This window comes from Nocardia aurantia (genome assembly GCF_009604425.1).
GTDB classification, from domain to species: domain Bacteria; phylum Actinomycetota; class Actinomycetes; order Mycobacteriales; family Mycobacteriaceae; genus Nocardia; species Nocardia aurantia.
The window spans coordinates 23833-48065 of the sequence record NZ_WEGI01000004.1 but is presented as its reverse complement, the minus strand read 5'-3'; the positions used below and the strand labels follow the sequence as shown (position 1 = coordinate 48065).

General features: G+C 68.4%; 26 protein-coding genes and 1 tRNA gene. 23 read left to right on the top strand and 4 right to left on the bottom strand.

Annotated features, from left to right (window positions below; translation table 11 throughout):
- The first annotated feature begins 10 nt into the window (after nt 1–10).
- The gene (gene lysA, locus NRB56_RS09535) at nt 11–1354 is read left to right on the top strand and encodes a diaminopimelate decarboxylase (RefSeq protein WP_153340590.1); all 1344 of its coding nucleotides are present in this window, start codon (nt 11–13) and stop codon (nt 1352–1354) included.
- Nucleotides 1355–1398: 44 nt separating this feature from the next.
- Here the strand turns inward: lysA and NRB56_RS09530 are convergent, their stop codons facing one another.
- Nucleotides 1399–3024, bottom strand: coding sequence for a helicase HerA-like domain-containing protein (locus tag NRB56_RS09530; RefSeq protein WP_153340587.1), 1626 nt, complete (start codon nt 3022–3024; stop codon nt 1399–1401).
- A gap of 149 nt (nt 3025–3173) precedes the next feature.
- Between NRB56_RS09530 and orn the strand changes: the two genes are divergently transcribed.
- Both orn and NRB56_RS09520 read left to right on the top strand, forming a co-directional pair.
- Nucleotides 3174–3812, top strand: coding sequence for an oligoribonuclease (gene orn / locus NRB56_RS09525; RefSeq protein ID WP_319942773.1), 639 nt, complete (start codon nt 3174–3176; stop codon nt 3810–3812).
- A gap of 53 nt (nt 3813–3865) precedes the next feature.
- Nucleotides 3866–3938, top strand: a tRNA-His gene (locus NRB56_RS09520).
- 133 nt (nt 3939–4071) lie between these two features.
- Here the strand turns inward: NRB56_RS09520 and NRB56_RS09515 are convergent.
- Nucleotides 4072–5487, bottom strand: a complete 1416-nt coding sequence (locus NRB56_RS09515) for an ATP-binding protein (RefSeq protein ID WP_153340585.1) — start codon at nt 5485–5487, stop codon at nt 4072–4074.
- 147 nt (nt 5488–5634) lie between these two features.
- On the opposite strand from NRB56_RS09515, the gene NRB56_RS09510 reads away from it, so the two are divergent.
- The 13 genes from NRB56_RS09510 to NRB56_RS09455 all read left to right on the top strand — a co-directional run bounded on the left by NRB56_RS09510 (nt 5635) and on the right by NRB56_RS09455 (nt 17178).
- On the top strand, nt 5635–5979 hold the full coding sequence (locus NRB56_RS09510; RefSeq protein WP_153340583.1) for an ArsR/SmtB family transcription factor: 345 nt from the start codon (nt 5635–5637) through the stop codon (nt 5977–5979).
- Between the two features lie 35 nt (nt 5980–6014).
- Nucleotides 6015–6512, top strand: a complete 498-nt coding sequence (locus NRB56_RS09505; protein ID WP_153340581.1) for an SRPBCC family protein — start codon at nt 6015–6017, stop codon at nt 6510–6512.
- Nucleotides 6512–7132 carry a dihydrofolate reductase family protein gene (locus NRB56_RS09500; RefSeq protein WP_153340579.1) on the top strand — a complete coding sequence of 207 codons (621 nt, stop codon included), beginning with the start codon at nt 6512–6514 and terminating at the stop codon, nt 7130–7132. The genes NRB56_RS09505 and NRB56_RS09500 overlap by 1 nt, the downstream gene beginning before the upstream one ends.
- A 295-nt stretch (nt 7133–7427) precedes the next feature.
- Nucleotides 7428–8483, top strand: a complete 1056-nt coding sequence (locus NRB56_RS09495; RefSeq protein WP_153340577.1) for an NADH-quinone oxidoreductase subunit B family protein — start codon at nt 7428–7430, stop codon at nt 8481–8483.
- A 12-nt stretch (nt 8484–8495) separates the two neighbouring features.
- Nucleotides 8496–10292, top strand: a complete 1797-nt coding sequence (locus NRB56_RS09490; protein ID WP_153340575.1) for a nickel-dependent hydrogenase large subunit — start codon at nt 8496–8498, stop codon at nt 10290–10292.
- A 76-nt stretch (nt 10293–10368) separates the two neighbouring features.
- Nucleotides 10369–11187: a NifU family protein gene (locus NRB56_RS09485; protein WP_153341225.1), complete on the top strand. Its 819-nt coding sequence runs from the start codon at nt 10369–10371 to the stop codon at nt 11185–11187.
- The gene (locus tag NRB56_RS09480; protein ID WP_319942772.1) at nt 11184–11807 is read left to right on the top strand and encodes a DUF5947 family protein; all 624 of its coding nucleotides are present in this window, start codon (nt 11184–11186) and stop codon (nt 11805–11807) included. The genes NRB56_RS09485 and NRB56_RS09480 overlap by 4 nt, the downstream gene beginning before the upstream one ends.
- The gene (locus NRB56_RS09475) at nt 11804–12454 is read left to right on the top strand and encodes a DUF6084 family protein (protein WP_153340573.1); all 651 of its coding nucleotides are present in this window, start codon (nt 11804–11806) and stop codon (nt 12452–12454) included. Before NRB56_RS09480 ends, NRB56_RS09475 begins: the two co-directional genes overlap by 4 nt.
- Nucleotides 12451–13752 (top strand): hypothetical protein, encoded by a 1302-nt coding sequence (locus NRB56_RS09470; RefSeq protein ID WP_319942771.1) that lies wholly within the window; start codon nt 12451–12453, stop codon nt 13750–13752. The genes NRB56_RS09475 and NRB56_RS09470 overlap by 4 nt, the downstream gene beginning before the upstream one ends.
- Before the next feature lie 15 nt (nt 13753–13767).
- Nucleotides 13768–13887, top strand: a complete 120-nt coding sequence (locus tag NRB56_RS40440; RefSeq protein ID WP_406603453.1) for a DUF6893 family small protein — start codon at nt 13768–13770, stop codon at nt 13885–13887.
- Between the two features lie 4 nt (nt 13888–13891).
- Nucleotides 13892–14362, top strand: a complete 471-nt coding sequence (locus NRB56_RS09465) for a hydrogenase maturation protease (RefSeq protein WP_153340571.1) — start codon at nt 13892–13894, stop codon at nt 14360–14362.
- Between the two features lie 6 nt (nt 14363–14368).
- Entirely contained in the window at nt 14369–14611 is a 243-nt protein-coding gene (locus NRB56_RS09460) for a HypC/HybG/HupF family hydrogenase formation chaperone (RefSeq protein ID WP_153340569.1), read from the top strand.
- The gene (locus NRB56_RS09455; protein ID WP_153340567.1) at nt 14608–17178 is read left to right on the top strand and encodes a carbamoyltransferase HypF; all 2571 of its coding nucleotides are present in this window, start codon (nt 14608–14610) and stop codon (nt 17176–17178) included. The genes NRB56_RS09460 and NRB56_RS09455 overlap by 4 nt, the downstream gene beginning before the upstream one ends.
- A 134-nt stretch (nt 17179–17312) precedes the next feature.
- Here the strand turns inward: NRB56_RS09455 and hypB are convergent, their stop codons facing one another.
- Together hypB and NRB56_RS09445 are read right to left on the bottom strand one after the other, a co-directional pair.
- Entirely contained in the window at nt 17313–18101 is a 789-nt protein-coding gene (gene hypB, locus NRB56_RS09450) for a hydrogenase nickel incorporation protein HypB (RefSeq protein ID WP_153340565.1), read from the bottom strand.
- 3 nt (nt 18102–18104) lie between these two features.
- Nucleotides 18105–18443 (bottom strand): hydrogenase maturation nickel metallochaperone HypA, encoded by a 339-nt coding sequence (locus NRB56_RS09445; protein ID WP_319942770.1) that lies wholly within the window; start codon nt 18441–18443, stop codon nt 18105–18107.
- Nucleotides 18444–18825: 382 nt separating this feature from the next.
- On the opposite strand from NRB56_RS09445, the gene NRB56_RS09440 reads away from it, so the two are divergent.
- The 7 genes from NRB56_RS09440 (at nt 18826) to NRB56_RS09410 (ending at nt 24230) form a co-directional block, all read left to right on the top strand.
- Nucleotides 18826–19578 carry a phosphoheptose isomerase family protein gene (locus NRB56_RS09440; protein WP_153340563.1) on the top strand — a complete coding sequence of 251 codons (753 nt, stop codon included), beginning with the start codon at nt 18826–18828 and terminating at the stop codon, nt 19576–19578.
- Nucleotides 19575–20261: a D-sedoheptulose-7-phosphate isomerase gene (locus NRB56_RS09435; RefSeq protein WP_153340561.1), complete on the top strand. Its 687-nt coding sequence runs from the start codon at nt 19575–19577 to the stop codon at nt 20259–20261. Before NRB56_RS09440 ends, NRB56_RS09435 begins: the two co-directional genes overlap by 4 nt.
- The gene (gene hypE, locus NRB56_RS09430; protein WP_153340559.1) at nt 20258–21370 is read left to right on the top strand and encodes a hydrogenase expression/formation protein HypE; all 1113 of its coding nucleotides are present in this window, start codon (nt 20258–20260) and stop codon (nt 21368–21370) included. Before NRB56_RS09435 ends, hypE begins: the two co-directional genes overlap by 4 nt.
- A 10-nt stretch (nt 21371–21380) precedes the next feature.
- Complete coding sequence (locus NRB56_RS09425; RefSeq protein WP_153340557.1) at nt 21381–21653, top strand: HypC/HybG/HupF family hydrogenase formation chaperone; 273 nt, start codon at nt 21381–21383, stop codon at nt 21651–21653.
- Between the two features lie 22 nt (nt 21654–21675).
- On the top strand, nt 21676–22818 hold the full coding sequence (gene hypD, locus NRB56_RS09420; RefSeq protein ID WP_153340555.1) for a hydrogenase formation protein HypD: 1143 nt from the start codon (nt 21676–21678) through the stop codon (nt 22816–22818).
- The gene (locus NRB56_RS09415) at nt 22815–23549 is read left to right on the top strand and encodes a DUF6390 family protein (protein WP_319942769.1); all 735 of its coding nucleotides are present in this window, start codon (nt 22815–22817) and stop codon (nt 23547–23549) included. The genes hypD and NRB56_RS09415 overlap by 4 nt, the downstream gene beginning before the upstream one ends.
- Before the next feature lie 264 nt (nt 23550–23813).
- Entirely contained in the window at nt 23814–24230 is a 417-nt protein-coding gene (locus tag NRB56_RS09410) for a hypothetical protein (protein ID WP_153340553.1), read from the top strand.
- Nucleotides 24231–24233: the final 3 nt, after the last annotated feature.

The window sequence follows — 24233 nt, the reverse complement described above, 5'->3', positions numbered from 1 at the left end:
AGGAGACACCTTGACACTGCTCGAGATCTGCCCGTCACTGCGCGCGGGGATGTCGTCACCGCGGCTGGACTCCGGCGTCTGGCCGTGCGACACCCACTACGACGACCTGGGCCGCGTCACCCTCGGCGGTGTGGCGCTCAGCGACGTCGCCGACCAGTACGGCACCCCCACCTACGTGCTCGACGAGTCCGAGGTGCGCCGCCGCTGCCGGGCCTACCGCAAGCACTTCCCGGACGCGGAGATCATCTACGCCGCGAAGGCCCTGATGATCCGCTCGGTGGCGGCCTGGGTGGCCGAGGAGGGCCTGTCGGTGGACGTCTGCTCCGCCGGCGAGCTCACCATCGCCCTGGCCGCCGGCGTCGACCCGCGGCGGATCGTGCTGCACGGCAGCGGCAAGCCGTTCGCCGAACTCGAGGCCGCCGTCGCCGCCGGGGTCGGCCGCATCGTGGTCGACTCGCTCACCGAGATCACCCTCCTGGCCGCCCTGGCGACCCGTCCCCAGCAGGTCCTGCTGCGCCTGTCCCCGGACATCGACGTGCACGGCCATCCGGCCGTCCGCACCGGCGTCACCGACCAGAAGTTCGGCTTCCCGCTGGGCAGCGCCCAGGCGACCGAGGCGGTCGAGCGGATCCTCCGCCAGCCGATGCTCCACCTGGTCGGCCTCCACTGTCACCTGGGCTCCCAGATCCACGACGCCGACTTCTACGGCGAGGCCGTCCGCCGCATGATCGCCGAGATGGCCCGCATCCGCCGCGAGCACGGCATCCGGCTCCCGCAACTGGACCTCGGCGGCGGCCACGCCGTCGCCTACCGCGGCGGCGACCCGGAGATGTCGCTCCCGGTCCTGGCCGACATCGTCGAGGACGCCCTCGACGCGGCCTGCTCCCTGCACCACTTCCCGCGCCCCCGGATCGCCGTGGAACCGGGCCGCGCCATCGTGGCCCGCGCCGGCGTCACCCTCTATCGCGTGATGACGGTCAAACACGTCCAGGGCGGCCACACCTACGTGATCGTCGACGGCGGCATGAACGACAATCCGCGCGTGGCCCTCTACGGGGCCCGCTACGACGCGGTCCTCGTCAACCGCCACCCCACCGGCGCCCGGATGACCGCGACCGTCGCGGGCCGCTACTGCGAGGCGGGCGACATCCTCGCCCACGACGTGATCCTGCCTGCCGATCTGCGCCCCGGCGAGGTCCTGGCCGTCCCCTGCACCGGCGCGTACCACCACAGCCTCGCCTCCTCCTACAACGGCGTCGGCCGCCCCCCGATCGTCGCCGTCACCGAGGGCCGCAGCCGGCCGCTGATCCGCCGCGAAACCCCCGCCGACCTGCTCGCCCGCGACCTGGGCTGAGGCCGTGTCCGCGGCGCCGGGCGCCCGGCACCGCGTTCCTCCGGTCACCGCCGGCGAGTTCCGAAAATCGACCGGCCGATCTCCCGACCGGCGACCGTGGCGGCGGAACGCAGAAAACTCTTGACCGCCGGATTGCTCATGATCCGATCGGCGGCAGAGGCCTCCTCCGGCTCCACGCGGCCGGAGGAACGCGGTTCCGGTTGCGCCGCAGCCACTTTCGCCGCCATGATCTCGTAGGCCGATTCCCGGTCGACGGTCGCGCCGTACTCGGCCCACAACGAACTCCTTTGTGCCCGAGCACGAATCGCTTCGTCCCCGAGCCCGGCCATGAGCGACCGCGGCGGCCGCAGCCGCGTCCACGCGACCGGAGTCGGCGCCCCCTGTTCGGACAGCACCGTCACGATCGCCTCACCGATCCCCAGTGAGGTCAGCGCCTCCGCCAGATCGTAGGTACTCGTCTTCGGATAGGTACGAACGGTTTTCGACAACGCCTTCTGATCGTCGGGTGTGAACGCCCGCAACGCGTGCTGAATCCGCGCGCCCAACTGCGACAGCACCGCGTTGGGGATATCGGTCGGCAGCTGCGTGCAGAAGAACACACCCACCCCCTTCGACCGGATCAACTTCACGGTCTGCTCCACCTGCTCCAGGAACGCCTCGGACGCGCCGCGGAAGAGCAGATGGGCCTCGTCGAACAGGAACACCAGCTTCGGCCGGTCCACATCACCGACCTCCGGCAACGTCTGGAACAGATCCGCGAGCACCCACATCAGAAACGTGGAGAACAACGCCGGCCGGGCCGATTGCGCCCCCAATTCGAAGGCGGTGATCACCCCACGCCCGCCCGCGGTCCGCAACAGATCCGCGGGATCCAACTCCGGCTCCCCGAAGAACGTGTCCCCACCCTCGCCCTCCAAGTTCACCAGCGCCCGCAGAATCACCCCCGCGGTGGCCGCCGACACTCCCCCGATCCCCCTCAGATCGCCCTTACCCTCCGGACTGGTCAGATGCTGGATCACCGCCCGCAGATCCTTCAGATCCAGCAACGCCAGCCCCTGCGCGTCGGCCCAATGGAATATCAGCCCGAGCGTGGATTCCTGCGTCTCGTTCAACCCGAGCACCTTGCTCAGCAGAACCGGCCCGAACGACGTGATCGTCGCCCGAATCGGAACCCCGATCCCCCCGGTCCCCAGCGATACGAATTCCACCGGAAACCCGCTGGGCGACCATTCCGTATCCCCCGATTCCCGAGCGCGGGCGAGCACCGATTCCCCACCCTCCCCCGCGAGCGCGAGCCCGGAGAGATCCCCCTTGATATCGGCCAGCACCACCGGCACCCCCGCCGCCGACAACTGCTCCGCGATCCCCTGCACGGTCTTCGTCTTACCGGTACCCGTGGCCCCCGCGATCAACCCGTGCCGATTCACGGTCCGCATCGGAATCCGCACGCGCGCATCGGAATCCACCACGCCATCCACCACCACGGCGCCCAGCTCCAGCGCCGCCCCCGCGACCGAGTACCCCGCCGCGATCTCCCGGGCCGCCCCCGCCGAACCCCCGGCCGCCTCCCGCTCGGCCGCCTCCGCCGCGGCAGCCGCCTCCGCCGCAACCCGAGCGGCCTCCTCGGCCGCCTTCCGAGCCGCTACCGCCCTGTCCCGAGAAGTAGTCATCGCCGATCCTCCGTCCGCCGAAGTCCCACCGTCGGCTGCCGCCGACCGACCCGAACCGAGCACGAATTCGCGAAAACCATATATCCGGTGATCACACAGCCGAGCGACATCACCGTGGCGCCGAAATCGCGCCGCGTAATGTTGCTCGCGTGTCCGACAAATTGATGGTGTGGATGGATTGTGAGATGACCGGCCTCCGGCTCGACAGCGACAAGCTGATCGAGGTGGCCGCACTCGTGACCGACAGCGACCTGAACATCCTGGGCGACGGCGTGGACATCGTGATCCACGCCGACGACGACGCCCTGGCCGCGATGCCGCCGGTGGTGCAGGAAATGCACGCCCGGTCCGGCCTCACCGAGGAGGTCCGCCGCTCCACCGTCACCCTCGCCGAGGCCGAACAACAGATCCTCGCCTACATCACCGAACACGCCCCCACCGCCGGCATCGTCCCCCTGGCCGGCAACTCCATCGCCACCGACCGCGGCTTCATCGCCCGCGACATGCCCGCGGTGGACACCCACCTGCACTACCGCATGATCGACGTGAGCTCCATCAAGGAACTCTGCCGCCGCTGGTATCCCCGCATCTACTTCGGCCAGCCCGAGAAGGGCCTCGCCCACCGCGCCCTGGCCGACATCAAGGAATCCATCCGGGAACTCGAGTACTACCGCCGCACCGCCTTCGTCCCCGCCCCCGGCCCCTCCACCACCGAGATAGCCGCCGTCGCCACCGCCCTGAGCACCACCGGTACCAGCAAGAACACCCCCCGCACGGGCACCGATTAGGTTTCCGCCCCGGATTGGCGTTACGATCTACCGCGCTGGTGAACGCCGGCATGGTGGACGTAGTTCAGTTGGTAGAGCACCAGGTTGTGATCCTGGATGTCGCGGGTTCGAGTCCCGTCGTCCACCCTGAAAGGGCAGGTCAAGAGCATAATTCTTGACCTGCCCTTGGTCTTTGTTCGAGCTGTTCCAAGTCTGTTCCGAGTTTCACGCCCGTTCCTTCCGTGGCGAATGCGCTCGTTCGGCAATTGCATGCGGATGTTCAACGCCATGCGGCGATGAGGTCGTCCGGCGTGAATCCAGTGACGCCCGGCACGCTGACGCCGGCCCGGGAAACGGCCAGCATCCGAGTACTTTCGTCCGCGCCGGGCAATTGGGAGCGATGCAGGTACAGGCGGGTCAGGTCGTGGCTGTCGAACTGCCTCTTGTCGAGCCACTTGATCGAGCCGACCGCGGTGATCTTCTTGGCGATGGGTTCCCGGTCCGCACAGACGATGTCGATTTCCGGATCGTTGGTACGGGTCCAGTACCCTCCGATGGCGTTGGTATCTTCGGGGAGCTGCTCAGGTAGACGCCGAAGTGATTCGCGGACAATGGATTCGACCGCGCGACCGCGCCATGCGGCCCAGCCGCGCTCGATGCGCGCGAGCGTGAGATCGCCGCGTCCCCGCTCGATTTCGGGTAGGTAGGCGCCGAGGAAGGCCAGCCAGAATCGCAGATGGGGATCGGCGACGATGTAGCGGGTTTCACGGGAGGGCTGCGTCGAAAGCGGAGTCAGCGCCTCGACGATGCGCTTGTCGGTCAGCAATCGCAGCGCCCGGCCGAGGCTGGCCGTGGGAAGATCCGCCGCTCTGCCGATGAGAGTGTGCGTGCGCTCCCCGGCCCCGATCGCACTCAATACCCGACGGGCCTGCGCATCTTCGGGAAACTCGGCAGCCAGTGCGCGTTCGCCACTGACGAGCAAGGCCGACGTCGGGTCGCTGACCGCGTCGGCCAGATACTCCGCGGGTGTGGCGCCTTGCGGCCACTCATCCAGAATGAGAGGCAGGCCGCCCGATACCAGGAAGGCGTCGAACGCGTCAGCGGACGGCAGTCCCAGCATCTCCGCTACGTCGGCGGGATTCAGTGGCGGGACCACCATTTCGCTCGCTCGCTGATGGAACGGCCGACCATACTCGTTGAGGGCTTCCATCATCGCCAGATCGGAGCCGATGCACAGCAACAACATCGGCTTGCGCGACAGCTCCCGATCGAATGCTTTCTGCAGACTGCCCTCGAAACCTGCGTCGTTGCCGATGAGATAGGGCATTTCGTCGATAACGACGACGCTCGGCTGATCGTCGGGTAGCGCCGACGCAAGCAAAGAAAGTGCCGCATCCCAGTCCCTGGGGTGCTGCCCGGTAAACCTGGCTGCATCCGGCAATGATGACGACGCGCCGGACTCGACGAACAAGCGGAGATCCAGCTCAGCCGACCGCTGCGCCGACGCGGTGAAGTACAGGAACGGCAAGTCGGACCGCTCGACGAACTCCTCCGCGAGGCGCGATTTTCCGACTCGCCGACGCCCGCGCATCAGTATCGCCCGGCCGGGTCGGCCCGCCCGCCCGCCCGCGACGACCCGCTGAACCATCCGCTGCAGCGATGCGAGCTCACGTTGTCTACCGATGAAGCCGTCCATAGGCCACCCCTCCTCGGAACGAATACATCCAAGTTTGATGCTATCACGATTGATGGCATCAAACTTGGATGTATCCAACTATGCCGTTTTTCCGAACCCGCCGGATGCCCCCTTGACACATACCCATATCGGAATATGATCGACCGCATGGCACGACTAGCGACGACGTCGGACGTCTTCAACGCGATCGCCGAGCCGCAGCGCCGGGAGATCCTGGTGCTGCTGCGGGGTGGGGAGCGGCCGGTGACCGAACTGGCCCAGGAGCTGGGGATTACGCAGCCGGGCGCGTCCAAACATCTGCGGGTGCTCCGGGAGGTCGGGCTGGTGCGCGACCGGAAGGTGGGCAAGCAGCGGATGTACGGGCTCGACGCCGGTGGGTTGCGGCCGGTCCACGAGTGGGTCGGTGGGTTCGAGCGGTTCTGGAACGAGAGCTTCGATCGGTTGGACGAGTACGTGCAGAGTCTCGAACAAGCGGGACGGGAGCAGCGGTGACCGATGCGGCACATGGCCACGAGAAGGGAAAACGAATGGGTTCGGAACAGATAGCGACCGTCGATACGGCCGATCGCGAGATCGTGATCGGGCGGGTCGTCAAAGCGCGGCGGGAGGTGGTGTTCGAGGCGTTCACCGAGGTCCGGCACCTGTCGCAGTGGTGGGGGCCGGACGGGTTCACCACTACCACAACGGCTTTCGAGTTCCGGGCCGGCGGGGAGTGGGTGTTCGTCATGCACGGGCCGGACGGGACGGATTACCGGGAGTGGATCTCGTTCACCGAGATCGTCGCTCCCGAGCGGATCTCGTTGCTGCACGGTGAGTTTCGCGGCGATCCGGAGGCGTTCGAGTCGGTCGTGACGTTCGCGGCGGAGGGTGCGGCGACGCGGGTCGAGATGCGGACGGTGTTCCCGACCAAGGAATTGCGTGACGAGGCGGCCGAGAAGTTCCACGCGATCGAGGGTGGCGAACAGACCCTGGGCAATTTGGCCGCCTATGTCGCCGAGGTCGTTCGGAAGGGAGAGGCGGGCTGATGGCGGGGAAGGTTTTCTTCAGCGTATCGATGTCGCTGGACGGGTTCATCGCACCCGAGTCGGCGGAGGAGTTGATGGGACAGCAGTGGATGGAATTGCAGCAGTGGATATTTCCGCTGCGGTTCTTCCGGGAGAACCTGAAGCTCGGCGAGGGCGGGGAAGAAGGACCCGACAACGACATCGCGCGAACGACATTCGAGCGCACCGGCGCGAGCGTGATGGGCAAGCGCATGTTCGAGGCCGGTGAGCAGGCGTGGCCGGAGGAGGCGCCGTTCCACACACCGGTCTTCGTCGTGACGCACGAGCAGCGTGATCCCTGGGCGCGGCCGGGCGGGACCACCTTCCACTTCGTGAACGAGGGTATCGAGACGGCGCTCGACCGGGCTCGTACAGCCGCCGGTGATCGGGACGTCCGCATCGCGGGCGGTGGCGCGACGATCCTGGAATACGTGAACGCCGGATTGGTCGACGAGTTCACGATCGCGCTCTCGCCCGTGCTGTTCGGTTCCGGAATCCGGCTTTTCGAAGGTGTCGACGCGAGCCGCGTTGCCCTGGAACAGATTCACGGCGAGTCGACCCGACGGGTCACCCACCTGACCTACGCGGTCCGGAAGCGGTAGCCGCCGGTCGTCGACAACGGTCCGCACCGGCACGTGTTTGTTCCATGACCTGAGGGCCCGGATTCGGCGAAAGCCGGACCGGGCCCTTCGGCTGCGCGGGCCCGCGCAAGAGTCACGAACCGATATCACCGCGATGGACGGAAATGCGGGGTCGGCGCCGGTTTACTCGAAACGCTGTTGAGCCGTTATCGCGCCCGTGCCTAGACTACGGACGCTGATGTGATCCTGGTCATAATTCGGCGTTCCGGTCCCGGAACGCCCGCCGACGAACCGCACTTCCGAAGGGTGGCGGTCCATGCCGACTCGAGAAGCTGTCGAAGCCGAGGAAACGCTCATACATGTGCTGTGGATCAACGCGGGGCTCAGTTGTGACGGTGATTCGGTCGCGTTGACCGCCGCCACGCAGCCCAGCATCGAGGAGATCGCGCTCGGCGCGCTGCCGGGTCTGCCGAAAATCGCCGTGCACTGGCCGCTGATCGATTTCGAATGCGGGCCGTCCGGCGGTGCGGACAACTTCCTCGAGTGGTTCTTCAAGGCCGACCGCAGCGAATTGGAGCCGTTCGTACTGGTCGTGGAGGGATCCATTCCGAACGAGCAATTGCACGACGAGGGCTATTGGTGTGGCTTCGGCAACGACCCGGACACCGGGCAGCCGATGCCGACCAGTGCGTGGCTGGATCGGCTGGCGCCCAAGGCCACTGCCGTCGTGGCGGTCGGGACCTGCGCCACCTACGGCGGTATCCACGCGATGGCCGGCAATCCGACCGGCGCCATGGGTGTGCCCGACTATCTCGGGTGGGAGTGGAAGTCCAAGGCGGGAATTCCGATCGTGTGCGTGCCGGGATGTCCGATCCAGCCGGACAATCTCTCCGAGACGCTGACCTATCTGCTCTATCAGGCGACCGGTCAGGCGCCGATGATTCCGCTGGACGACGCGTTGCGGCCGAAGTGGCTGTTCGGCGCCACCGTGCACGAGGGTTGTGACCGGGCCGGATATTACGAGCAGGGCGATTTCGCCACCGAGTACGGGTCCCCGAAATGCATCGTGAAACTGGGGTGCTGGGGTCCGGTGGTGAAATGCAATGTGCCCAAACGGGGTTGGATCAACGGGGTGGGTGGCTGCCCGAACGTGGGCGGCATCTGTATCGGCTGCACGATGCCCGGATTCCCGGACAAGTTCATGCCGTTCATGGACGAGCCGCCCGGCGGAAAGTTCTCGTCGGCCGCATCGGGTTTGTACGGCTCGGTGATCCGCAATCTCCGGCACATCACCGGCCGGACCGTCGACAAGGAACCGCACTGGCGGCACAAGGGCAGAGAGTTGCTGACCGGCGCCACCCGCACCTGGTAGGAGAGGACTTCGATGACGCAGATCATCCCGCGCCCCTCGCAGCATCCGAACGATCCCGGCACCCTCGTGGAGATGGCGTGGGATCCGATCACCCGGATCGTCGGCAGCCTGGGCATCTACACCAAGATAGATTTCGAGAACCGGGAGGTGGTGGAGTGTCACAGCACCTCGTCCATCTTCCGCGGTTACTCGATCTTCATGCGCGGCAAGGATCCGCGCGACGCGCATTTCATCACCAGCCGCATCTGCGGTATCTGCGGCGACAACCACGCCACCTGTAGCTGCTACGCCCAGAACATGGCGTACGGCGTGAAGCCGCCGCATCTTGGCGAGTGGATCGTGAATCTCGGCGAGGCCGCGGAATACATGTTCGACCACAACATCTTCCAGGAGAACCTGGTCGGGGTGGACTTCTGCGAGAAGATGGTCGCCGAGACGAATCCCGGTGTGCTGGCCCGCGCCGAGAAGACGCTCGCGCCGCATTCGGAGGCTCACGGATACCGGACCATCGCCGACATCATGCGGGCGCTGAATCCGTTCACCGGCGAGTTCTACCGGGAGGCGCTGCAGGTCAGTCGCTACACCCGGGAGATGTTCTGCCTCATGGAAGGCAGGCACGTGCATCCGTCGACGTTGTATCCCGGCGGTGTGGGCACGGTCGCGACGGTGCAGCTGATGACGGACTACATGACCCGGCTGATGCGGTACGTCGAATTCATGAAGAAGACCGTGCCGATGCACGACGACCTGTTCGATTTCTTCTACGAGGCGCTGCCCGGCTACGAACAGGTGGGCCTGCGCCGCACGCTGCTCGGCTGCTGGGGTTCCTTCCAGGATCCCGAGTTCTGCAATTTCCGGTATCGGGACATGGAGGACTGGGGCCGGAAGATGTTCGTCACCCCCGGCGTGGTGGTGGACGGCAAACTGGTCACGACCTCCCTGATCGACATCAATCTCGGCCTGCGCATCCTGCTCGGCAGTTCGTACTACGACGACTGGACCGATCAGGAGATGTTCGTGAGCCGCGACCCGCTGGGCAATCCGGTGGACCGCCGGCATCCCTGGAATCAGCACACCAATCCGCATCCGCACAAGCGCGATCTGGAGGACAAATACAGCTGGGTCATGTCGCCGCGCTGGTTCGACGGCAAGGACCATCTGGCCCTCGACACCGGCGGCGGTCCGCTGGCCCGATTGTGGACGACCGCGCTGGCCGGACTGGTCGACATCGGTTATGTGAAGGCCACCGGGCACAGCGTGCGGATCAATCTGCCCAAGACGGCGCTGAAGGGTCCCGTCGAATTCGAGTGGAAGATCCCGCAATTCGGCAGCAATACCATCGAACGGGATCGGGCCCGCACCTATTTCCAGGCCTACGCGGCGGCGTGCGCGCTGCACTTCGCCGAGAAGGCGCTGACGGAGATCCGGGCCGGCCGCACCAAGACCTGGGAGAAGTTCGAGGTGCCCGACGAGGGCATCGGCTGCGGTTTCACCGAGGCGGTCCGCGGTGTGCTGTCGCACCACATGGTGATCCGGGACGGCAAGATCGCGAACTATCACCCGTATCCGCCGACGCCGTGGAACGCGAGCCCGCGCGACAGTTTCGGCACGCCCGGCCCGTACGAGGACGCGGTGCAGGGTCAGCCGATCTTCGAGGAGAACGACCGCGAGAACTTCAAGGGCATCGACATCATGCGCACCGTGCGCAGTTTCGATCCGTGCCTGCCGTGCGGCGTCCACATGTACCTCGGTGACGGCAAGACCCTGAAGACGCTGCACTCGCCGACCCAGGCGCTGACCGGTGAGTAGCGCGGAAACCCGGCGGCCCGCCGGTGACGAGCACAGCCGCGCCGCCGGCGACCGCATCGAGACACTGCTCGACGCGATGTCGGCGCACGGTGCGGCGGCGCGGGAGCGGGCCGAGCTGCTGGTTCACGAGGTCGTCGACCTGTACGGCGCCGGACTGTCGCGGATCCTGGAGCTCCTCGGCGATGAGGCGGCCGAGGAACTGGTCCGCGACGACCTGGTGGCGAGCCTGCTGCTCGTGCACGGCCTGCACCCGCACGACGTGCGCACCCGGGTGCGGACGGCCCTCGACGAGGTCCGTCCGTATCTGGGTTCGCACGGCGGCGACGTCTCCCTGCTGGACGTGCGGGATTCGGTGGTGCGGCTGCGCCTGGCGGGCAGCTGCCGCAGCTGCCCGTCCTCGTCCGTGACACTGGAACTGGCTGTGCGCGAAGCGATTGCGGCCGCCGCACCCGAGATCGACACCATCGAGGTCGACACCGCGGCCGAGACGACCTCGGTCATTTCCGCGGAATCGCTGTTCTCGCAGGTGAATCGGGCGGCGACGCCCGCCGGCGGCTGGGTCGAGGTGCCCGAGTTCGCGGATCTGCGGCCCGGTGAGGTCGGCGGTTTCGCGGTCGGTGGCGTCCCGGTGCTGGTGTGCCGGGTCGGCGCGGACCTGTACGTGTACCGGGATCGCTGCCCGGCGTGTGAACAGTCGCTGGCCGGCGCCGAATTGCACGGCGGCCCGGACTCTCCGGTGGGCGACGCCGTGTTGCGATGCCCCGCGTGTCCCGCGCAGTACGACGCGGTGCACGCCGGCGCGCGGCTCGACGGGGACGGTCATCTCGATCCGCTGCCGATGCTGATGCGCGCCGGGCAGATGTCGGTGGCCGTGCCCGCGGAGGTGGCGGGGTGAGTGCCTCGCTCGGCGTGCTGCGCCGACTGGCCGCCGCGGCGCCCGCCACCGCGGCCGGGGAACGCTGCGAGATGTGTTCCGACACGATCGGCGCTCACCAGCACGTCGTGGATCTCGAAGGCCGGCAACTGATGTGCGTGTGCCGCAGCTGCTATCTGCTGTTCACCGACCCGGCCGCGACCCTGCGGTACCGGGCGGTGCCCGATCGCTGCCGGGACTTCCCGGAGGTCGTCGTCGATCCGGCCGAATGGAACGCCCTGGAGATACCGGTCGGACTGGCCTTCTTCTTCCGCAATTCGATGCTGGACCGGACCGTCGCGGTCTATCCCGGCCCGGCGGGAGCCACCGAATCCGAACTGCCGCTGCAACATTGGCAGGCAATCCTGGACCGGCACCCGCAATTGGCCACGGTCGCGGACGATGTCGAGGCCCTGCTGATCCGGATGCCCGAACACGGCGGCGCAGGTGGCTGCGTACTTGTGCCGATCGACGCGTGCTACGAATTCGTCGGCCGCATGCGGACCTTGTGGCGTGGCTTCGACGGCGGGCAGGACGCCCGGCGCTACATCGACGAATTCTTCGCGACCGTGACCGACCGCGCCGCGGGCGGCCGCCCATGACGGCGACCTGCGATACGGCGTTCGCCGTCACCGGGATCGGGCCGGAACCGTACGCGCTGACCCCGACGCTGTCCGCCCGGCTGGCCGTCACCGCCGCACCCGGGGAGGCGGTGCACGCCATCGCGTTACGGGCGCAGGTGCGGATCGAACCGCACCGCCGCGGCTACAGCGACGCGGAGGGCGCCGGGCTGGTCGAGTTGTTCGGGCCGCGCGAGCGCTGGCACGACACCCAGCGCTCGTTCCTGTGGATGTACTGCGCCGCCATGATTCCCGGCTTCCGGGATCGCACCGAGGTGGATCTGCCGCTGCCGTGCACCTACGACTTCGAGGTCGCCGGTTCGAAATACCTGCACGCCCTGCGGGAAGGGACGGTGCCGTTGCTGTTCCTGTTCAGCGGCACCGTATTCGTGAAGGGCGGCAACGGTTTCGCGATCCGCAACGTGCCGTGGAACTGCGACGTCGCGCACGACATGCCGATCGCCACCTGGCAGCACCTGATGGCACAGCACTTCCCGGACACCGGCTGGCTGCGGCTGTCACGTGGCAGCCTCGACGCGCTGTCGGCCTTCAAGGCCCGGCGTGGCCTGCTCGGTTACGACGAGGCCGTCGCGGAACTGCTGGCCACCGGGCCCGGGGAGGCGTCGTGACCGTCGACGGCACCACGCGACCGGTTCGGGATCGGGTCCGGGTCCTCGCCGATACCGTCCTGTACGAGGGCTATCTGCTGTACCCCTATCGGGCGGACACGCAGAAGAACCGGTCCCGCTGGCAGTTCGGCGTACTCGGTCCCGCCGAGGCGGCCGCCGCGGGTCTGGGCGAGGACACGCACCTGTCGGCGCAATTCCCGGTCGACGGCGGTGACGCCGCCACCGTCGTGCTCACCGTCCGCTTCCTGCAACGGCAGCGGCGCACGGTCTGCACCGTCGACGGCGTCCCGGTTCCCGAGATTCGCTCCGGCGACCGGACCTGGTTCGGCTGGGACGAGGCCGTCGAGCAGGAGTTGCGATTCGGCCCGATGCCGGTGCGCGACGGCACTTTTCTGCTGCGCGTCGCCGGCGGCAGCGACATGGAGGAACTGCCCGGTGACACCGGCCGCGTGATGCGGGTCCGGCAACCGCTCGAGGGCGCGCTGGAGGTCTCGGTGGAACCGGTCGCCGGTCTGCGGCGCCTCACCGTCACCGTCCGCAACACCGGCGCACCCGCCGCCGACCGCGACGACGCGGCGGGCCGCTCCTTCCTCGGCGCCCACGTCGTCGCGGAACTCACCGGCGCGCAGTTCGTTTCGCTTCTGGAACCGCCGGAGTCGGCGGCCGGCGTGGTCGCCGGGTGCACCCAGCATCGCTGTTTCCCGGTACTCGCCGGTCCGGTCGGTGACCACAGCCAGTTGCTGATCTCGCCGATCATCCTCTACGACCACCCGGAAGTGGCGGAGCAGAGCGAGATTCCGCTGTTCGACTGCACCGAGATCGACGAGATCCTGGCGCTGCGGGTCATGACGCTGACCGACGCGGAGAAGCAGCAGGCCCGGGCCACCGATCCCCGCGGCGCCGAGATCATCGACCGCTGCGACGCCATGACACCCGAACAGCTGCAACGGTTGCACGGAGTGCTGCGCGATCCGGGACCGGCGGACGAGGCGCCGTGGTGGGATCCGGTCGCCGACGAGGCGGTGTGCCCGGAGACCGACTCGGTCACGATCGACGGCGTACCGGTGCGCAACGGCAGCCGGGTACGGTTGCGCCCCAACCGCCGTGCCGACGCCCACGATCTGTTCTACGCCGGCCGTACCGCGCGGGTGGTGACGGTGCATCACGATGTCGACGGCAACGTGCACGTCGCGGTGGTCGTCGAGGACGATCCGGCCGCCGATCTGCACGAATGGTACGGCCGCTACCTGTATTTCGCTCCCGGCGAGATCGAGCCGCTCGACGGCTCGACCGACTGAAAGGAAGGTTCGGTCATGGAATCGGTAGGAGTGGTCTCGACGGTCGTGGTCGCGGCGATCGCCGCGGTGCTGGCCGTCATCGGTGTTCGTTCCATCCCGGATATCAAGCGCTATTTGAAGATCAGGCAGATGTAGCCCGATGCGCGTGCTGGTGGCCGGAATCGGCAACATCTTCCTCGGCGACGACGGATTCGGTCCCGCGGTGGTGCGCGCACTGCCGCCACCGGGGTCCCCCGGTGTGCGCGTGACCGACTACGGCATCCGCGGCATGCATCTCGCCTACGACCTGCTCGGCGACTGGGACGCACTGCTGTTGGTGGACGCCCTGCCGAATCGTGGCGCGCCGGGCCGGGTGGAGGTGCTGCGCGTCGACCCGGACGCCGAATCCGGTTCGTACGTCGACGCACACGCGATGGACCCCGAGGCGATGTTCGCGACCGTCCGGGCCCTGGGCGGCACGCTGCCCGCCACCACACTCGTCGTCGGCTGCCAGGCCGAATCGGTGGCCGAGGGGATCGGGCTGACCGATACGGTCGCCGCCGCGGTCCCGGTCGCCGCGGCCGCCGTCGGCTCGATCCTCGGCGATCTGCTCGACCGGCAGGAGGTGTGATCGCCGATGTGCCTCGGCATTCCAGGACGCGTGGTCTCGCTGGTCGACGGCTACCACGATCAGATCGCCCTCGTCGACGTCGCCGGTGAACAGCGGCGGGTGAACATCGGCCTGCTCGACACCGAACCCGCCTGCCCCGGCGACTGGGTGATCATCCACATGGGCTTCGCGGTGCAGAAGACCGACGAGGCCGGCGCGGAGGCGGCGCTGGCCGGGCTGCGGCTGCTCGGCCGGGGCGAGGAGGCTTGAGCCGCCACCGATCCCGGCGACGGGTCGTCGTCCGGGGAGTCGTGCAGGGCGTCGGATTCCGACCGTTCGTGTACACGTCGGCCGCCGAACTGTCCCTGACCGGCGAGGTCCGCAACGACAGCTGCGGTGTGGTGATCGAGATCGAAGGCGCCCGCTCCGACGTCGACGCGTTCGTCGGCCGAATCCGTTGCGGTCCACCACCTCTGGCCGTCATCGAGGAGATCGAGGAATCCGAGATCCCGATCCGCGGCGGCACCGGCTTCCGCATCGCGGACACCACCCACACCGGCGGCGGCCGCACCCTCGCCTCCCCCGATGTCGCGATCTGCGCCGATTGTGTTGCGGAACTGCGCGATCCGGGCGATCGCCGCTACCGTCACCCGTTCGTCAACTGCACCAACTGCGGTCCGCGATTCACCATCATCGCCGCCCTGCCCTACGACCGGCGGCACACCTCGATGGCCGGATTCCCCCTGTGCCCCCAATGTGCCGGCGAATACGCCGATCCCGCCGACCGCCGCTTCCACGCACAACCGATCGCCTGTCACGACTGCGGCCCGACCCTGTCCTATCGTGGCCCCGGCGGCGGTGATCCGGTGACGGCCGCCCGGAACCTGCTGCGCTCCGGCGGAATTCTCGCCGTGAAGGGCATCGGCGGTTACCACCTGGCCTGCGACGCCACCGACGCCGCCGCCGTCGCGGAACTCCGTCGCCGTAAACGCCGGGGCGACAAGCCGTTCGCGGTGATGGTTCCCGACCTGACGACCGCCCGCGCGATCGTGCAGGTCGACGCCGCCGCAGCCGCTGCGCTGACCGGACCGGCCCGGCCGATCGTGCTACTCCCCCGCACGGTCGCCGCCCCGCGTACCGGCGATCCGGGCCGCGCGAAGTCCCCCGGCGTCTCGGCGCCGGCCCTTCGTCCTGAAGGCAGGTGCGGCGGGGCCGACGCGATGCGGGTGAGCACGACTCCGCCGACCGGCGCTCCCGGGATCCCTGCCGATCCGCCGGCAGCAGGTCCGGCGGCGGGAACGGCGGAATGGCTACCCGCGGAGGCACGAGCCGGCGACGTGGCCGAACCGGTGGACGGGGTAGCGCCGGGCAATCCGGACCTGGGTGTGCTGATCGCGTACACCCCGCTGCATCTGCTGCTGTTCGGATTGCCCGGTGACGAGCCGGGCCCGCGGATAGTGGTGATGACGTCCGGCAATCTCGGTGGCGAGCCACTCTGCTACGACGACGCCGACGCGCTGGACCGCCTGGCCGACCTGGCCGACGGCTTCCTGTGGCACGATCGCCGAATCCTGGTGCCCTGTGACGATTCCGTGGTGCGTCTGGTCGACGGACTCGAGGTGCCGATCCGGCGGTCGCGCGGATACGCCCCCATGCCCCTGGCACTGCCGTTCCCCGTGCCTCCGACGCTGGCTGTGGGCGCCGATCTCAAGAACACGTGCGCGGTGGCCGAGGGCCGATACGCCTGGCTGAGCCAGCACATCGGCGATATGGACGATCTGGCGACCCTGGACGCCTTCACCGCCGCCGAGCGACATCTGGAGGAGCTCACCGGGGTTCGGCCGACCCAACTCGCCGCCGACGCGCACCCTCGATACCGCTCGACCTCGTGGGCGCACGAGCACGCCGCCGACCGGCCGGTGGTTCCGGTGCAGCATCATCACGCGCATGTCGCGGCGGTCATGGGTGAACACGGTGTCGACCCGGAGACGACGGTGATCGGATTCGCTTTCGACGGAACAGGTTTCGGGTCCGACGGCGCGATCTGGGGTGGCGAGGTGCTGGCCGTGCGGTACAAGGGCTACCGGCGCGCGGCGCACCTCCGCTACGTCCCGCTCGCCGGCGGCGACGCGAGCGTACGCAGGCCGTACCGGATGGCGCTGGCCCACCTGTACGCGGCGGGCATCGACTGGGACGAGGGTATCGCGTCGGTGCGGGCCTGCCCGCCGGCCGAGCGAAGGATGCTGGCGCAGCAGCTGATCACCGGCGTCGGATGTGTGCCGACGTCGAGCATGGGCCGTTTGTTCGATGCGGTGTCGTCGCTGGCCGGAGTGCGGCACGTGGCGGATTTCGAGGCGCAGGCCGCCATCGAACTAGAGGGCCTGTCGCGGGCCACCGATCCCGGCGCGGTCCGTTACCATTTCGCGGTTCACCGAGGTTCCGACCACGGCCCGGGCTCCGGCCACGGCTCGAATCGACTTCCCCCGTTCGAATCCCACCGGGATGGCGACTGCTCCGACGACCCGACCGCCGAGATCGACCCCAGCCCGGTGCTCGCCGCGGTGGTGTCCGACGCGGCTCGCGGTGTACCGGTAACGGTGATCGGCGCTCGCTTCCACGAGGCCGTGGCGCAGCTGATCCTCGGCCTGGCAACCGAATTCGCGACCGAAGGCACCTCGGTGGCCCTGTCCGGCGGGGTCTTCCAGAACACTCTGCTGCTGACGAGAACCCGGAAGCTGCTCACCGACAACGGCTTCCGTGTCCTCTGTCACCGGCGGCTACCGCCGAACGACGGCGGCGTGGCCTTCGGCCAACTACTGGTCGCGGGGGCCGGCTGAGCAAAGCGGCGACCGGCCCGCTCGGCGACACCCGTTGTGACCTCCGGCGGAGACCGCACACCACCCAGCCCACCGATTCGGCGGTCCGCACCCGGACCGCCGAACTGCCGGTACCACAACCTGTTTCGCCGCGATCAGGCCGAGGTGGTCGTCACCCGGCGCACCGGCTGGAGTTCGGTCAGCCAGTCGCACCAGGCGCCGATCCCGGTGCCGGTGCGCGCACTGGTCTCGATGACGGTGACCCGCGGATTCACCGCGCGCAGATTCGCGTAGAACAATTCCAGGTCGTAATCCAGGTGCGGCAGCAGATCCATCTTGTTGAGCAGCACCAGGTCCGCCGACCGGAACATGACCGGATACTTCAGCGGTTTCTCCTCGCCCTCGGTGACCGAGTGCACCATGACGCGGGCGTGTTCACCGATCTCGAATTCCGCCGGGCACACCAGGTTCCCGACATTCTCGACGATCAGCAGATCCAATTCCGGTAGCGGCAGCCGGGGCAGGGCCGACCGCACCATCGGCGCGTCCAGGTGACATTCGCCGCCGAATCCGTTGGCGGTGTTCAGCAGACTGATCTCCGCCCCGAATCCGGTGAGCAGGTCGGCGTCGATACTTGTTTCGATATCTCCCTCGACGATGCCGATTCTGCGGGCGCCCTCCAGGTGCCGCAATGCCGCCCGCAGCAGATGCGTCTTTCCCGCGCCGGGCGAGGACATCAGGTTGACCGCCACCACGCCGCAGGCCTCGAAATCGGCGCGATTGGCGGCGGCGGTCTTCTCGTTCTCGTGGAAGATACGTTCCAACACCAGTACGCGTTCGGCCTCGGTGCCGTATCCGGAATGGTCACCGTGGTCGTGCGAATGCGCGTGACCGTGGTCGTGGGAATGGCTGTGGTCGTCCTCGTGACGATGAAACCGGCCCATGGTTCATGCCTCCGTGAGTTCGAGTGCGGTGATGAGGAATTCCTCGCCGGCCACGACCTCGACGTCGACCCCGCCGCAGTGATCGCAGGCGAGAACGTAGTCGTCGAGCACCCGTTCGCCCTGGCAGTGGCGGCAGCGGATCCGTCCGTCGATCCGTTCGACCAGCAGTTCCGAATCGGCGAGATCGGAGCCCTCGGTGACCAGCGTCCAGCAGAACAACAATGTGTCGGGCACGATCTGGCGCAGTGTTCCGATCCGGAGATGGATCGTGCGAACCGGTCGCCCGTCCGCGTGCATTCGCACGGCGCTCACGATGGATTCGCAGACAGCGAGTTCGTGCACGACCGGCCTCCTCGGAATCTGCGCGTGCCCGGCGGAACGGCGGATTTCTCGGCACGCACGCGTACCGGAATCCCGTAATCCTGTCGGCCGTCCCGGATCACCGACACCCGCGGCCCGAATTCGTCACCGATCCGTAATGCGCGTCCGTGACATCACCGTTGTTTCCCGCGAAGCGACCGGGTACGACCGGCCCGATACAACGCGTCCGGCATTTTACGCGGACTCTTCTGACAGGAGCCGCTGCTCACGCTACGCTCGGGGCGATATCCGAGTGCGGAATGTCCGGATGCACCCGTCCCGGGCCGGTCGTTCCGATCCGATCGCGAAATCTCAGCCGGAAAATCGGAGCACGACTGTTCGACGACGAACGGGCGGTATCGAGATGAGTACGACAGTGATCGATCACGGGCTCGACGCGGATGCGACCGCCGACCTCGCGGCGACGGCACTGATCCTGGCCCGCCGATTCGCCGCGGGTGCGACCCTGTGGTGTGTGGCCCCGGCGTGGGAGCCGCACGCCCAGCACATCGCGGTCGAATTCGTCCATCCGGTGATCGTGGGGAAACGCGCCCTGCCGGCGGTCGCCCTGACCGGTCACGATCCGGTGGGCGCCGCCCGAATGTCGGTGCGCCCCGGCGACATTCTGATCGCGGTGGCCGACGCCGACGACCCCGAGGTGTGCTCGCTGATGCGGCGCGCTCCGGCGTGGGGTGCGGTGACCGTCTGGATCGGCCACGGCCCCCGGCCGCCGACCGGCGCCGCGGACCGCGTGCTGTGGTTCGACGATCCCGACCCGCGACTGCCCGCCGCCGGTGGCTTCGTGCGCACCTATCACCTGCTGTGGGAGCTGACGCACGTGTGCTTCGAGCATCCGGGCCTGCTGACGTCGCCGGAATGCCCGGCCGAGGTCTGCGTCACCTGCGCCGACGAGGGCCGCCTCGCGGAGGTGATCGCCACCCATGGCGGCACCGCGACGGTCCGGACCGCGACCGGAATCGAGACCGTGGCACTCACCGTGACCGGCCCGGTCGCCACCGACGATCTGGTCGTCCTGCACGCCGGCGCCGCCATCGGCACGGTCGGCACCCACGTGGACGATCGGAAATCGCTGGCCGACATCGGATTACCGCGATGAGCGGGCAATCACCGGACTCGGGGCCCGGATTCCTCTACCCGTTCCTCGACGCCACGGAACACGATAGTGCCACGCTGCTGGCCGATCTCGCACGATCGGCGCGGGAGAAGGCCGCCGAGAGCGTGACCCTGCGCCGCACCACCCTCGACGACAACGCCGGCCTGATCGCCGGCGCGGCCGCCGAGCTGGGCCGCCGATTCGATTCGGGCGGAAGGCTTTTCACCTTCGGCAACGGCGGCAGCAGCACCGATGCCACCACGCTGGCGACCCTGTTCGCCCGGCCCCCGGCCGGCGACCCGCACCCGGCCTGGTCACTGACCACCGACCAGGCCGTCCTCACCGCCCTCGGCAACGACGTGGGCTTCGACCTCGTCTTCGCCAGGCAACTGATCGCCCGCGCCCGGCCCGGCGACATCGCCGTCGCCATGTCCACCAGCGGGAATTCCGCCGATCTCACCGTGGCGCTGCGGGAGGCGCGGCAGCGCGGCCTGTACACGATCGGCTTCGCCGGTTACGACGGCGGCGCCTTCGCGCACAGCCCGGACGTCGACACCTGTTTCGTGGTCCGCTCGCAGAGCGTGCACCGCATCCAGGAGGCGCAGGCGCTGCTGGGCTACGAGTTGTGGCTTGCGGTGCAACACCATTCGCGACAGGAATACGCCGAAGGAAGCGAGGTCCGATGAGGAAGACCGTCGACGAATACCTGGCGTCGGGTCCCGGATTCGCCGAAGGCGAGGTGATCGAACGGATCGAATCCTTCCGGCGGCGCCGCCCCCGGCTGCGGGACGAATTCGTCACCATGGCGCACGGCGCGGGTGGAAAGGCCTCGGCGACACTGGTCGACGCGGTGTTCCTCGAGGCGTTCCGCAATCCGTATCTGGAGGCCCTCGGCGACGGCGCCGTGGTCACACTGCCCGGCGGCGATCGGGTGGCGATGTCCACCGACTCGTTCGTGGTGCAGCCGTTGCGTTTTCCCGGCGGTTCGATCGGCCGGCTGGCGGTGCACGGCACGGCCAACGATCTGGCGATGACCGGTGCGGTGCCGGCCTGGATGGCGGCGGCCTTCGTGCTCGAGGAGGGTTTCCCGATCGCCGACCTGCACGAGATCGTCGCGGACATGGCCGATGCCGCCACCGCCGCCGGGATCCAGATCGTCACCGGCGATACGAAGGTCGTGCCGCGCGGCGCCGCCGACGGGATGTTCGTCACCATCGCCGGAACCGGGATCGTGCCCGCCGGAAGGCGTTTCGGCCCACAGGGGGTGTGCCCCGGTGACCGGCTGCTGCTGTCGGGGTCGATCGGCGATCACGGCACGGCCGTCATGCTCGCCCGCGGCGACCTCGGCATCGACGCCGACATCCGTTCCGACACCGCCGCGGTCAGCCCGCTGGTGGAACTGCTGCTCGCCGCCGCGCCGTCCACCCGCTGGCTGCGCGACCCCACCCGCGGCGGCGTCGGGACCGCCTGCAACGAACTGGCCAGGGCCTGCGGCCACGGCGTCCTGCTGCGCGAGGACCGGATACCGGTGCGCCCGCAGGTCGGCGGCGTCTGCGAGATGCTCGGCATCGACCCGCTCTACGTGGCCAACGAGGGCAAGTTCATCGCCGTCGTCGCGCCCGAGGAGAGCGCGGCGGGTCTCGCGGCGCTGCGGTCGCATCCGCTCGGCGCGGACGCCGTCGAGATCGGCGAGATCGTCGCCGAACCGGCGGCGACCGTGGTCATGCGAACCACGTTGGGCGGCACCAGGATCGTGGACACCCTGGTCGGCGACCCGCTGCCCCGGATCTGCTGAGGAGTACGGCATGTGCCTCGGAATTCCCGGCCGGATCGTCGAGATCGTCGACGCCGCGGATCATCTCGCGACCGTCGAGGTCGACGGAGTGCAGCGCGCGATCAGCGTGCGACTGCTCGCGGACGCACCGCCCGGTCCCGGCGACTGGGTGCTCGTGCACGTCGGGTTCGCGATGGCGCGAATCGACGAGGCCGAGGCGACGCTGACGCTCGCGGCGATCCGGCAGCTCGGCAGTGCCTACACCGACGAGATCGACGCGTTCGACTCGTCGGCCATCCGCTGAACGACCCGATCCGGAGGTGAGAATGCGGTTCGTCGACGAATTCCGCGACCCCGCGGCCGCGCGCACCCTGCTCCGCGCCATCGAACAGCTGGCGGACGGCGGCGCCGACGGCGAGCGCTTCAAGTTCATGGAGGTGTGCGGCGGGCACACGCACACCATCTACCGGCACGGCATCGAGCATCTGCTGCCCGAGACCGTCGAACTGGTGCACGGCCCCGGCTGCCCGGTGTGCGTGATCCCGATGGGCCGCGTGGACGACGCGATGTGGCTGGCCCGGCGGCCCGAGGTGATCTTCACCTGTTTCGGCGACATGATGCGGGTGCCCGGCTCACACGGTTCCCTGCTGGACGCCAAGGCCACCGGCGCCGACGTCCGGTTCGTCTACTCACCGCTGGACGCGTTGCGGATCGCCACCGACAATCCGGGAAAACAGGTGGTGTTCTTCGCGCTCGGCTTCGAGACCACCGCCCCGTCGACGGCCGTGACCCTGGTACGGGCCCGCGATCTCGGGGTGCGCAATTTCAGCGTGTTCTGCAATCACGTCACGATCGTGCCGCCGATCAAGGCGATCCTGGAGTCCCCGGACCTGCGGCTGTCGGGATTCCTGGGCCCGGGCCATGTCTCGACGGTGGTCGGCAACCGGCCCTACCGGTTCGTGCCGGAGGTCTATCGGAAACCGTTGGTGGTGGCCGGTTTCGAACCCCTGGACATCCTCGCCTCGGTGGCGATGCTGCTGCGCCAGATCCGGGAGGGCCGCTGCGAGGTGGAGAACCAGTACGCGCGGGTGGTGGATCCCGACGGCAACCCGGAGGCGCTGGCCCTGCTGGGCCGGGTGTTCACCCTGCGGCCGCATTTCGAGTGGCGCGGACTGGGTTTCATCTCGCAGAGCGCGCTGCGGCTGCACGACGACTTCGCGGAATTCGATGCGGAGCAACGCTTCTCGATGCCGGGTGTACGGGTCGCGGACCCGAAGGCCTGCCAGTGCGGTGAGGTGCTCAAGGGAGTGCTGAAACCCTGGGAATGCAAGGTGTTCGGCACCGCCTGCACACCGGAGACCCCGATCGGCACCTGCATGGTGTCGCCGGAGGGCGCCTGCGCCGCCTACTACAACTTCGGCCGCATGCACCGCGACGCCGCCGCACTGGTCCAGGTCGAGCCGGCGTGACCGCGGCACCGGCCCGGGACGTCCGGGGACCGGAGATGTTCGCCCGCTACGCCGGCGCCCCGAACCGGCTCGGCTACTGCGGGCCCGCCGACCCGGCCGCGATGGACAGCGCCGACCGGATCCGCGCCGCGGCACCGCACTTCTCCGGCGCCTGGCCGTACCTGCGGGTGCTGTCCCGGCTGACCGGCATCGCAGACCCACTGGACCACCGCCTCGTCGAATCGTATTGGCTCGGCGGCGGAGTCGGCGAAACGATCGACCCGCTGACCTTCACCGCCGAACTGCTCGCGACGATCGGCTCCGGCGCCCAATGGTCCCATCTGACCGAGGATCTGGCCGCCGAGGCCGCCGCCAACCACTGCTTCCACGTGCTCGGGGTCTACCCGTGGACCCGGCTGCCGGTCACGGGCCACGACGACCACCCCCTCCACGTGCTCGACAGCTGCCGCATCACCTCGGCCACCGTGACAGCGTGCGACAGTGCCGGTTTCGAGGTCCGATGCCGGCGACTGACCCGCACCGGCACCACCCTGACCCGCACCGAACCGGTCACCACCCGGGTCACCGCCGACGAACGCACCCCGCCCGAGATCGCGCCCGGCGACCTGGTCGCCCTGCACTGGGGCCGGGTGTGCGACCGCCTCACCGCCGAACAGCACGAGGCGCTGGAGAACAGCACCGCACGGCAACTGACGCTGACCAACCGCCGCCTCGTGCGGGCTCGCCGTTAGCCGGCCATTCACGAATTGCGGTATCCCGCAGGACCATGCCGTCGAACATCGACCGCGACTGCGGTGGCAGCCGCAGCAACTCGATGTAGCAGGCGAGCGGACCGCCGTCGAGCTGGACGAATTCCATGCCGATCTCGGCGACCGCCGGCCGAGTGGCGGTCTTCCGCTGCGTGCGCGCGAATATTTTTCCTGCGGCGCTTCGACGCGCGACCTAAACTGGGCGCAGGATATCGTTCGGATTCTCGAACACGGGGGGCGCGAATCGTGGACCCACTTCTCCTGACAGCGGGCACGACACTGGTGACGGCGATGGCCACCGACGGGTGGAAGGACGTTCGCGCGGCCGCGGCGGCCTTGTGGCATCGCATTCACCCCGAACGAGTTTCCGCCGTCGAAGCGGAACTGCTCGACGTCCGCAACGAGATCATGGCAGCGCGCACGTCCGGCGACGTGCGGGTCGAGGCCGAACTGGCCACCGAGTGGCAACGCAAGCTCGGCCGGCTGCTGACCACCGATCCCACCCTCGAAGCGTCCCTGCGCACGATTCTGAAAGAGTGCTGGGCCCCGGCACTGTCGGCGGACGACTCCGCCCGCGTGTGGCACATCGTGCAGACGGCGACCGTCTCCGGCAGCGGCCGCGTATTCCAGGCCGGTCGGGATCAATACAACAACGGAGTCTGAGTT